We start from the raw sequence: 7,689 nt of genomic DNA on the forward strand, positions 1-7,689 counted from the left end.
GACGGGCTCTCATTAAAAAGCCCGGACAGCGAAGTGCTGTTCCGGGCTTCAATCATCCCTGGGTTTTTGAAGTTTGCAAAAAACTATGTCTGTCTCAGGTATTCGGAAGCACTCAACGCTGCTATAGTTCCATCGGCAGTGGCTGTCGTTATCTGTCGATATCGCTTATTGATGCAATCACCGGCGGCAAAAACACCGGGAACATTTGTTTTCATATCTTTGTCTACAATAATTTCATTACGCTCATTTAGTGCCACAAGTCCCTGAAGGGCATCAGTATTCGGAAGGTAACCAATAAAAATAAAGGTGCCTTCTACATTGAGATCTTTATGTTCCCCTGTTGGAAGGTGTTCAATCGTCAGCTTTTGGAGATGACCATTTCCGCTAAAAGCACGGGGTTCCGACTCCATTACAAATTCTATTTTCGGATTTTTCCGGGCTTCTTCCACTGCATGCTCAAAAGCCTGGAAATGATCAAACTGATGAACCACTGTTACTTTTGATGCGTAATTGGTCAGCGTAACAGCTTCTTCCAAAGCTGAGTTCCCCCCTCCGATTACGGCAATTTCTTTATCCCTGAAAAAATCACCATCACAAGTGGCACAATAAGAAATGCCGGTTCCTTTAAATGTATCTTCTCCGGGAACATTTAAAGACCGGGGTCTGCCTCCCGGGGTAAGAATAACTGACTTTGCTTTGAACAAACGCCCGTCTTCAAGCTCTACTTCCTTTACATTTCCATCCAGTTTATATCTTATAATCTTTACATTGGATTTTATTTTACACCCAAAAGATTTTGCCTGCTTTTTCATGGTATTGGCCAGAACATACCCGTTGGTAGTTTCCACTCCCGGATAATTGGCAACTTCGTTGGTCAGCACCATCTGGCCCCCCACAGCTCCCTCGTTTAAAATGAGCGTTGACAAACGGGCGCGTGAAGCATAAATTCCGGCGGTTAAACCGGCAGCTCCGGCACCAATTATCATTACATCAAAAGTATCGTCCATTGTAGCTTCAGAATTAATTTTCCCTACCAGTTTTCTCTGTAAAACCGAATAAACACTAACTCAAATGATTATCCAGAACATCTGTTATTTGTTCCATGCTTTGAATACTGCTGGTTGCGTGAGCTACTTTCCCGTTCTTGTAATACATGGTAAAAGGCAACCCCATAAATCCCTGTGTTTCGGGAGCATTGCGAATAACATGCGCCTCGGGGTTATCAAAGGCCATGGTGTAAAATTTTACATCATTCCGCTCGTTTTCAAGCTCTTCCATTGCCTCGTAAACCGGAATACACATCGGACCCATCCGTCCGCAACATACCATTACCTTCTCGTTCTCCGAAATGATCTTTTGTAGCTCATCTGCACTCTCAATTTCCTGCAGACCTGTTTGTAACATCTTCATATTTTCAGTTTTTGTTGTTAACAATAATGAGTATACTCCTAAAGCACTAATTTGGGAGCAGACTCAATGATTGGTTTTGACCGTGCAAAATTAGGTGACGGTTCCAAAGGGGGCAACAAAACCAGGTTGGGAGAATCTGGTCATTAATCTGAAATTTTTCAACATTTTTTATGACATCTGACAGTCCGTAAGCCACGAATGAATTCTTATATTTACAGAATAACTCTTAGCCGGTTTTATTCTTTGAGTACCAGACTCACTATTAAGTGCATGTCTATAAACTCACAAAAAAATTTTCACAATATGTGGGTCTGTTCAGAAAGTGCCAGTTGCAAGGCTTGTGAAGTCCGAAAATACGGAGTTTACTCATCTTAAATGAGTAATTTTCGGACAAGCGTAACGCAGCAAATGGTACTTTATGAACAGTCACTATTCAAAAAGACAAAAACATGAAGTACACAAAACTTGGTAAAAACGGACCATTGATTTCAACCATAGGCTTTGGTGCCTGGGGGATAAGCGGCCGTGACTGGGGAAAAACAGACGACACAAAATCGAAGGCAGCACTGCATCAGGCTCTTGACAGCGGGGTAACATTTATTGATACTGCAGATACTTACGGTTCAGGTCATTCCGAGGAACTTATTCATGAAGTATTAAAGGAAAGAGGAAACAAGGACAATGTAATTATCGCAACAAAGGCAGGGAACAATTTCTATCCATATCTGGGGAAAAAACACAAGACAACGCCGGGAAATCCAGACTATTCAAAAAAGCATTTAATTTTTGCTGCGGAACAAAGCATTCGTCGACTGGGAGTAGATGCTCTTGATATTCTGCAGCTTCATAGTCCCGATTCCTCACTTCTCGAAAAGGATGAACCCTGGGAAGCTCTGGAAAAGCTCAAACAGCAGGGAAAAATTAAACATGCCGGATGGAGTGTGCAGTCATTCAGGGAAACCGATCAAGCTCATTTTTTGGAGGAACATCATGACCTGATTGATGTCATTCAGGTTCGATATAACCTGCTTGAGAGAGAAGCTGAAAAGAAGCTCTTTCCAATGGCATTGAAGTATGGCACCGGTGTTATTGTGCGCATTCCTATTCTTTTTGGTTTTCTGTCCGGAAAATTTTCCCGCCACTCAAAATTCGGAGAAGATGATCATCGACGATTTAATTTATCCCCCGAAAAACTGGAAAAATACCTTATCCAACTGGAAAATCTCAAACCTTTCTTCAATAAACATGACCAATTTTCAATGGCTCAACTGAGCCTGAGATTCTGTATTTCTCACCCGGCGTGTCATACAGCGATACCCGGAGGGAAAACACCGCAACAGGTTGTTGAGAATGTTGCAGCCTCGGATATTGAACTAAAATATGAAGATTTTCCAGGGTTACCACCTGATTAATAATTTAAGGCAGACTAATATGTCCGATAATCAAACCAAGACAGGAAACAGCATTTTTGAATCGGCAGAATGTTTCCGGGGGCTTTATCCGGAAGAACTAGAAAAACTGACCGATAGCAAAACAAGAGTGCATTATCTGAAAGGTGAAACCATTTTTAAACAAGGTGCGTTTTCACCACATGTTACTTATGTGTTAAGCGGACTGGTACGCGTATACCTGCAAACAGGGCACAACCGGCAGCTGAACATAAGACTGGCAGCACCAGGCGATTTTCTCTCTTTCAGTTCGGTATTTGGTGAAGCGACCTACAATTACTCAGCTCTCGCAGTTAAAGATTCGTGGGTCTGCATGATTGAAAAAAATGCCCTTCGCAATTTATTGCAGACCAATGCGGATTTTGCTCTGCGTATAGTTTCCAGAAACTGCCGGAATGAACAACAATTACTCGATATCATCGGCAACCTCTCGTATAAACAAATGCGTGGAAAACTGGCTTCTGCCCTGTTTTATCTTTCATCGGAGTCATTTTTGAAGGAACAAGTGTTCCAATATTTGACCCGTCAGGATATTTCGGACTTTGCAGCTATTTCGACGGAAAGTACCATCAAATTTCTGAAGGAGTTTGAAAAAGAAGGAATCATTGATTTAAAGAAGAAAGACATCGAAATAAAAGACTGGAAGAAACTGGAAATAATCAGCAGGAACAGTTAAAAAACAAGGACCCCCGGAAAAAGTTCCGGACGCCCTCATTCACTCATTCTCAAAAGTTGCTCTCCGTACTATTTTTCTCTTTCAAAAGGCCAGGCTGCAATACCGCCTTCAAGTATTTTCACATTTTTATACCCGTGATGTTTCAGTAAAACGGCAGCTTCGTAACCGCGCAAAGATATTTTACACAGCGTGACGATCTCTTTGTTTCTATCCTGCGGCAATTCGTGGAGTCGCTCACGTAATTTCCCGATGGGGATCAATGTTTCTCCAATGCCCAGGCGCATTTGTTCATACTCATCGGCACCACGGGCATCAAGGATGAACACATCATCACCACGGTCTACTTTTTCTTTCAGCTCAACAGATGAGATACCGTTAAAAATACCTCTGAGTTTGTTTTCCATAATATGGGCTGTTGCGATACTATGATCGATGGCCAACGAAAATGGCGGAGCATAAGGAAGGTCAGCATTTACCATATCGTCAACAGTGAGGTTTCCTTTAATAGCTGTAGCCCAAATAGCAAGCTGTTTGCTAACATCGCCCGGGCCGAAACATTGTGCTCCGAGAATTTTGCGGTCTTTTTTTGTCAACCACCAGCTTGGTAATGAGCAACTGGCCATTCATGAATCCGGGCTTATCCGGGCTGGCGTTCAACACACGCTCATAATCAAAGCCGGCTTCTTTGGCTTTTTCTTCAGAAAGGCCGGTAATGCCTACAGCATAATCGAAAAACTTGCAGATTCCTGTTTGGATAGTGCCGGGAAATTTGGCAATGTTTCCGTCAATAATGTTTTCACCGACTACACGTCCCTGCAGGTTCGCCAGGTCACCGTAAGGAGCCAGAACGTTCTTCCCTGTAATAATGTTTCTAATTTCGCAACAATCGCCTGCAGCATAAATGTCAGGATCGTTGGTTTGCATAAATTCGTTAGTGGTAATTCCTCCCAGGCTACCAATGTTCAATCCCGCTTCTTTAGCCAGCCTGACATTGGGACGTACCCCGATAGCAACCACAGCCAACTGGCAGGGAATTTCAGTGCCATTTTGAAGCTTCACAGCAGTGAGTTTGCCATTCTCTCCAATAAACTCGGCCACTCCGTTTTTTGTGATCACATTGGCCTTGGTTTTAAGATAATTCTCCACCAGCTTAGCCATCTTCCAATCGAGGAATGTCAACAGCTGAGGCAATAATTCCACCAATGTCAGCTCAATTCCCGCGAGATGTAAGGCTTCAAGTGTTTCAATGCCAATTAGTCCTCCACCAATCACTACCGCCTTCTTTATGTGGCCGTCGTCACGGACTTTCCTAAGGTAGTCGGCATCCTGCATCGACTGCAAGGTAGTAATACCTTCAAGCTCAACACCGGGAATCGGAGGCATATTGGGAGTTGCCCCGGTTGTAATAACCAGTTTATCGTATTCCTGAGTACCTTTTTCCCCGGTTTCCAGATTAGTGTATTCCACCACTTTTTTCTTGCGGTCGATGCGCGTTACTTCGGTGTTTACTTTTGCCACAATTCCCTTGGCGTTCCAGTAAAATTTAGGATCCCTTACAACGCCGGTTGGCGTGCATAGTAACTTATTGCGATCGTCAAAAAATCCTCCTACATAATATGGAAATCCACACGATGCCATTGAAAGGTCCGGTGCTTTCTGAAACATAGTGATCTCTGCAAATTCGTCCATCCGACGTGCCTTTGCCGCGGCTTTCGGACCTGCTGCAGAACCACCAATTACAATAATTCTTTTGTTTGCCATAATTGATTAGTTTTAGTGTTTTGTGTTTCGGGTTCCGGGTTTTGTGTTTCGGGTTTCGGGTTTCGGGTTTTGTGTTTCGTGTTTCGTGTTTCGTGTTTCGGGTTTCGGGTTTCGGGTTCCGGGTTTCGGGTTTCGGGTTCCGGGTTTCGGGTTCCGTGTTTTGAGTTTCGTGTCGGGTTAGCGGGCTTGTTGAGACGCACGGCCGTGCGTCTTTACCTGCCCCCCAAAAAGTTTCGTGTTTCGTGTGCCGTGTTCCGTCAATTGGTCAATTGGTCATTGAAAATTGATAATTAATAATTGCTCTTTGGAGGAGATTCTTCGTCGTACCTCCTCAGAATGACAAAACAGGCTTACTGTCATTTTGAGCGGATTGAAGAATCTATCATCTAAAAATCTAAAAATCCAATCATTTATTGATCTATTGAAAAATCTGTGCTCATCTGTGTCATCGGTGGTGCAATTTCAACCTCAACCTCAACCTCAACCTCAACCTCAACCTCAACCTCAACCTTAACCTTAACCTTAGCCTAAGCCTTAGCCTTAGCCTCAATCTGCTTAAATGCCGGGTATTAGTTGCTTACAATAACTTAGGTTTTATAAGCTTGAACTGCATCACCAACAAGAAATTCTTTCAGTGCCTGCCAGACGTCTTTTATTGTCCCGGCTGTTTTAGTTTCGGGGGCATACTCGACTATGCTTTTTTTATCGATCATCGATTCAATAATGTTTTCATCAAAAGACCACCCGCCAAGCAAGGCAATATTATTTTGTTGAAGATATTTTTTAATATCCTGTGAGACATCAGGATTAATATCATCCTTATTAATAAATGCAAAAAGAGGAATATTAAAAGACCTGACCAGGTTGGCGAGTCGTTCTGCATCGTGAAGTCCCGACCGGGTAGGTTCTACTACCAATAATACTGCATCCACTCCGGTAACCGACGATATTGCAGAACACCCGATTCCGGGAGGGCCATCATTGATGATAAATTCGGCTTTCATATCCGTGGCTATCTCCCTGGCTTTCTGACGCACCCTGGTCACCAGCTTCCCGGAATTTTCTTCTCCGGGGCCCATTTTAGCATGAACAAACGGTCCAAAACGGGTTTCGGAAACATACCAGAAGTTGTTTTCACTCCTTTGAGAGGTAATTGCGCCAACCGGACAAACCCTCTCGCACAGCCGGCATCCTTCACACTGAAATGGATTTATATAGAGTCCGCCCTCTTCTTTATAATGGATAGCGTCAAACCGGCAATACGATTCACAAATTCCGCAATTTGTGCATTTGTCTTCATCGATTGAAGCCACCCAGGCACCGTAAAAAGTGTTCGTCTCCTTTACGTCAGGTTCAAATATCAGATGCAAATCGGCTGCGTCAACATCGCAATCACAAAACACAGAACTCTTTGCAACCGAGGCAATAGCTGCCGTCACACTGGTCTTTCCTGCCCCGCCTTTACCACTTAAAATAGTTATTTCCTTCATACTGCAGAAAGCGCCTTTCTAAAAATTGTACAATATTTAAGTAACGATTTGCTGTATCATTATCTATATTACGAAGCAAGTCACCTGATGCATAAAGACTTGCATAATTCTTATTAAACGGAATTTCTTCTAAAATGTCGATATTCTGTTCTTCCAAAAAAGAATATATATCTCTGTTGCCAATGCCAGCTTTATTGATAATCACTCCAAATGGCTTACCAATATCAATCAACAATTCCACCATCAGCACCAGGTCGTTCAGCCCGAATGGCGTTGGTTCGGCAACCAATATCACATAATCAACATCAGCTACCGTTTCCACCACAGGGCAACTGGTCCCGGGAGGAGCATCGTAAAGCACCACCTCATAACCGGCTGAAATCGATTTCTTCAACTCCTTAATCATCATGGTTTGCATGGCCGACCCAATTTTAAGGCTCCCCTCTACCAACCCCCTGCCTGTACCGGTATCAAGGACATTGATTTCTCCAACAGGAACCGGCTTTTCGGTAATTGCCCCGTCGCGACATGCAACGGTACAAGCTCCGCATGAATGGCATAATGAGGGATTCACTTCAGCATACTTTACAGGCGGAATGACTACTATTGCATTGAACTCGCAATACTCAACACACCTTCGGCAATAGGTGCATTTACCGGAATTGATCTCCGGTACCATCTGAGATACTTCAGAGGAAGAAACCAGTTGTGCATCAGGAAAGAAAATACGATCGTTCGGCTCTTCCACATCGCAATCAGCCAATAATACATGAGGTGTCAGGTATTTTGATATAAAATATTGAAGATTGACAGAAACTGTGGTTTTACCGGTACCACCTTTCCCACTTGCTATGGCAATTTTAAAGGGCATAAAATCAATTTTTTGAGTCAGCTTCTAAACCTG

Annotated in this window: 9 protein-coding genes; 2 read left to right on the forward strand and 7 right to left on the reverse strand. The window is 43.2% G+C overall.

Annotated features, from left to right (window positions below; genetic code table 11):
• Positions 1-83: 83 nt before the first annotated feature.
• Positions 84-1,007, reverse strand: coding sequence for a thioredoxin-disulfide reductase (trxB, locus tag OQ5_RS0114520; RefSeq protein WP_016778184.1), 924 nt, complete (start codon positions 1,005-1,007; stop codon positions 84-86).
• 55 nt (positions 1,008-1,062) lie between these two features.
• Positions 1,063-1,410 (reverse strand): thioredoxin family protein, encoded by a 348-nt coding sequence (locus tag OQ5_RS0114525; RefSeq protein WP_016778185.1) that lies wholly within the window; start codon positions 1,408-1,410, stop codon positions 1,063-1,065.
• Between the two features lie 449 nt (positions 1,411-1,859).
• Here OQ5_RS0114525 and OQ5_RS0114535 point away from each other — a divergent pair, with 449 nt between their 5' ends.
• Together OQ5_RS0114535 and OQ5_RS0114540 are read left to right on the forward strand one after the other, a co-directional pair.
• Positions 1,860-2,822 carry an aldo/keto reductase gene (locus OQ5_RS0114535; RefSeq protein WP_016778186.1) on the forward strand — a complete coding sequence of 321 codons (963 nt, stop codon included), beginning with the start codon at positions 1,860-1,862 and terminating at the stop codon, positions 2,820-2,822.
• Entirely contained in the window at positions 2,791-3,534 is a 744-nt protein-coding gene (locus OQ5_RS0114540) for a Crp/Fnr family transcriptional regulator (RefSeq protein WP_016778187.1), read from the forward strand. Before OQ5_RS0114535 ends, OQ5_RS0114540 begins: the two co-directional genes overlap by 32 nt.
• A gap of 68 nt (positions 3,535-3,602) precedes the next feature.
• Here the strand turns inward: OQ5_RS0114540 and OQ5_RS24835 are convergent, their stop codons facing one another.
• The 5 genes from OQ5_RS24835 to OQ5_RS0114560 form a co-directional block, all read right to left on the reverse strand.
• Positions 3,603-4,127 (reverse strand): rhodanese-like domain-containing protein, encoded by a 525-nt coding sequence (locus OQ5_RS24835; protein WP_255297562.1) that lies wholly within the window; start codon positions 4,125-4,127, stop codon positions 3,603-3,605.
• On the reverse strand, positions 4,069-5,295 hold the full coding sequence (locus OQ5_RS21230) for an FAD-dependent oxidoreductase (protein WP_255297563.1): 1,227 nt from the start codon (positions 5,293-5,295) through the stop codon (positions 4,069-4,071). The genes OQ5_RS24835 and OQ5_RS21230 overlap by 59 nt, the downstream gene beginning before the upstream one ends.
• Positions 5,271-5,495: a hypothetical protein gene (locus tag OQ5_RS0114550; protein ID WP_016778188.1), complete on the reverse strand. Its 225-nt coding sequence runs from the start codon at positions 5,493-5,495 to the stop codon at positions 5,271-5,273. The genes OQ5_RS21230 and OQ5_RS0114550 overlap by 25 nt, the downstream gene beginning before the upstream one ends.
• Before the next feature lie 387 nt (positions 5,496-5,882).
• Entirely contained in the window at positions 5,883-6,785 is a 903-nt protein-coding gene (locus OQ5_RS0114555) for an ATP-binding protein (RefSeq protein ID WP_016778189.1), read from the reverse strand.
• Positions 6,757-7,656, reverse strand: coding sequence for a nucleotide-binding protein (locus OQ5_RS0114560; RefSeq protein WP_016778190.1), 900 nt, complete (start codon positions 7,654-7,656; stop codon positions 6,757-6,759). The genes OQ5_RS0114555 and OQ5_RS0114560 overlap by 29 nt, the downstream gene beginning before the upstream one ends.
• Positions 7,657-7,689 lie beyond the last annotated feature (33 nt).

Source organism: Anaerophaga thermohalophila str. Valhall (genome assembly GCF_000250735.1).
GTDB lineage: Bacteria > Bacteroidota > Bacteroidia > Bacteroidales > Marinilabiliaceae > Anaerophaga > Anaerophaga thermohalophila_A.

Bases quoted from the DNA above. Each gene is read 5' to 3' on its own strand.
- trxB (WP_016778184.1), bottom strand. From the start codon at position 1,007: ATGGACGATACTTTTGATGTAATGATAATTGGTGCCGGAGCTGCCGGT.
- OQ5_RS0114525 (WP_016778185.1), bottom strand. From the start codon at position 1,410: ATGAAGATGTTACAAACAGGTCTGCAGGAAATTGAGAGTGCAGATGAG.
- OQ5_RS0114535 (WP_016778186.1), top strand. From the start codon at position 1,860: ATGAAGTACACAAAACTTGGTAAAAACGGACCATTGATTTCAACCATA.
- OQ5_RS0114540 (WP_016778187.1), top strand. From the start codon at position 2,791: ATGAAGATTTTCCAGGGTTACCACCTGATTAATAATTTAAGGCAGACT.
- OQ5_RS21230 (WP_255297563.1), bottom strand. From the start codon at position 5,295: ATGGCAAACAAAAGAATTATTGTAATTGGTGGTTCTGCAGCAGGTCCG.
- OQ5_RS0114555 (WP_016778189.1), bottom strand. From the start codon at position 6,785: ATGAAGGAAATAACTATTTTAAGTGGTAAAGGCGGGGCAGGAAAGACC.
- OQ5_RS0114560 (WP_016778190.1), bottom strand. From the start codon at position 7,656: ATGCCCTTTAAAATTGCCATAGCAAGTGGGAAAGGTGGTACCGGTAAA.